General features: G+C 57.5%; 2 protein-coding genes. One reads left to right on the plus strand and one right to left on the minus strand.

The window, feature by feature from the left end:
• Positions 1-253: 253 nt before the first annotated feature.
• Positions 254-724, minus strand: coding sequence for a thiol-disulfide oxidoreductase DCC family protein (locus IGS51_RS12555; RefSeq protein WP_297078701.1), 471 nt, complete (start codon positions 722-724; stop codon positions 254-256).
• A 312-nt stretch (positions 725-1,036) separates the two neighbouring features.
• On the opposite strand from IGS51_RS12555, the gene IGS51_RS12560 reads away from it, so the two are divergent.
• The gene (locus IGS51_RS12560; protein ID WP_297078702.1) at positions 1,037-1,927 is read left to right on the plus strand and encodes a 4-hydroxybenzoate solanesyltransferase; all 891 of its coding nucleotides are present in this window, start codon (positions 1,037-1,039) and stop codon (positions 1,925-1,927) included.
• The last annotated feature ends 52 nt before the right edge of the window (positions 1,928-1,979 follow it).

The following is a 1,979-nucleotide window of genomic DNA, read 5'->3' on the forward strand; positions in this document are numbered from 1 at the left end:
TTGCCTGTAATGTTAAGCACTCAGAGATCCCCCCTAGCCCCCCTTAAAAAGGGGGAAACCGCCTTGAAGCCCCCCTTTTAAGGGGGATTTAGGGGGATCTTGCACGCTTTGCTACAAACAGTAGGACTTTTCAAACATCCTCTTAAAGCATCGAAGGAGATGCCGCTATTTTAACGAACGGCTACCTCCGCCTAAAGCATCTCTGCAAAAGCCCCGTTTGGCTGGGCTAAGTCCATAACACGTTTATTGCTGGCTAGGTGTTGTGCTGGCTCGACTCCTGCGGGGAGCCATCGGGTTGCAAATTGCAGTCGCCCAGTCCGCAAATCGGATAGGCAGACTGGTAGAGGCGATCGCGCTTGCCAAACAACGCATAGCGGTTGTCGCGGACTTGTTCATAGAGGCGATCGCCCGCCCACTTCACCCCTGGCAGCGCCCGATAGGCTGCGACAAACCCGTTGCCCAGCGGCAGCAGTCGCCCAATCTCTTCGGCTGCATCACTGCCCTGCCAGCGCACCTCCGGCGCATCTGCCCGCAGCAAAATCATTCCCATTTCGCAGTCCTGCGGCGTAATGCCAAACTGCGCCAGCGTCGGTTCATCCTGCATTGGTGCATATTGAAACATCTGGCCGCGATCCAGCGATTCCAGCAGTTTCACCAGATTGACGCAGAGATTGCAGTTGCCGTCGTAAATCACGAAATAGGGTGCGCTGGCTGACGAACTCATAGCATCTGGGAAGGAAGGATTGCGAACGTCAGTCATAGCGCTCCAATAACTGGATGAATTCGTTCAGGACCTACGCACTTGCGATAGGCTCTTTGGGTTTTGAACGATTTCTCGCGGGCGCGGCCCGCGAGAAATCGTTCAACTGCGTAAGTCCTATCGTCTTTGTCTCTATTCTAGAAACTGAATGGGGGTGAATCCGGTTGCAAACTGAATTCTCGATTTCCTCATTTCTTTATCTTTCCGCCATCGCCTGCAACCCTGTAGGCTAAGGATAAACGCATTCATTCCCCAAAGCTTTTGGCAACTCAACCTATGGTGACTCATCCCTCGCCCCAACCCGAACCGACTTGGCTGAAGGTGGTTCGCCTCTTGCGCTGGGACAAGCCCGCCGGACGGCTCATTTTGATGATTCCGGCGCTGTGGGCGGTGGTGCTGGCAGCGCGGGGCAATCCGCCGCCGATTTTAGTTGGGGTGATCGTGCTGGGGACGCTGGCCACCAGCGCGGCGGGCTGCGTGATTAATGACCTGTGGGATCGCAACATTGATCCGCAGGTGCAGCGCACCAAAACCCGGCCCCTGGCCTCGCGGGCGCTGTCGGTGCGGACGGGCATCGCGGTAGCGCTGGTGTCGATGCTCTGCGCCTACGGATTGTCGCTGTATCTAAACCCGCTCAGCTTTTGGCTCTGCGTGGCGGCGGTTCCGGTAATCGTGCTGTATCCGCTGGCAAAGCGGGTGTTTCCGGTGCCGCAGTTGGTGCTGTCGCTGGCGTGGGGCTTTGCCGTGCTGATTAGCTGGAGCGCGGTAACGGGCACGCTGGAGCCGGAAACCTGGCTGCTGTGGGGCGCGACGGTGCTGTGGACCCTGGGGTTTGACACCGTTTACGCCATGGCCGACCGGGAAGACGATTTGCGCGTCGGGGTCAATTCCAGCGCAATTTTCTTTGGGCGATACGCGGCGCAGGCGGTGGGCGCATTTTTTACGGCGACGGCGGTGCTGCTGGGAAAACTGGGTAGCTTGATGGCGCTGGGCTGGGTCTATTGGATGGCGCTATTGGGGGCGATCGCCCTGTGGATCTGGCAATACCTCCGCCTCCGTCGCACCCGCACCGTCGCCCCAAACCCCGCCCTCTATGGACAGATCTTTCGGCAAAACGTCTGGGTCGGCTTTGTTTTGCTTGCGGGGATGGCCCTTGGCTTTTTCTGAGATTCTCGATTTTGGATTTGCGATGTTGGATTTGCGATGTTGGATTTGCGAT

Source organism: Thermoleptolyngbya sp. M55_K2018_002 (assembly GCF_015295965.1).
Lineage (GTDB): Bacteria > Cyanobacteriota > Cyanobacteriia > Elainellales > Elainellaceae > Thermoleptolyngbya > Thermoleptolyngbya sichuanensis.

Coding starts and splice junctions, on each gene's coding strand:
- IGS51_RS12555 (WP_297078701.1), bottom strand. CDS start 724: ATGAGTTCGTCAGCCAGCGCACCCTATTTCGTGATTTACGACGGCAAC.
- IGS51_RS12560 (WP_297078702.1), top strand. CDS start 1,037: ATGGTGACTCATCCCTCGCCCCAACCCGAACCGACTTGGCTGAAGGTG.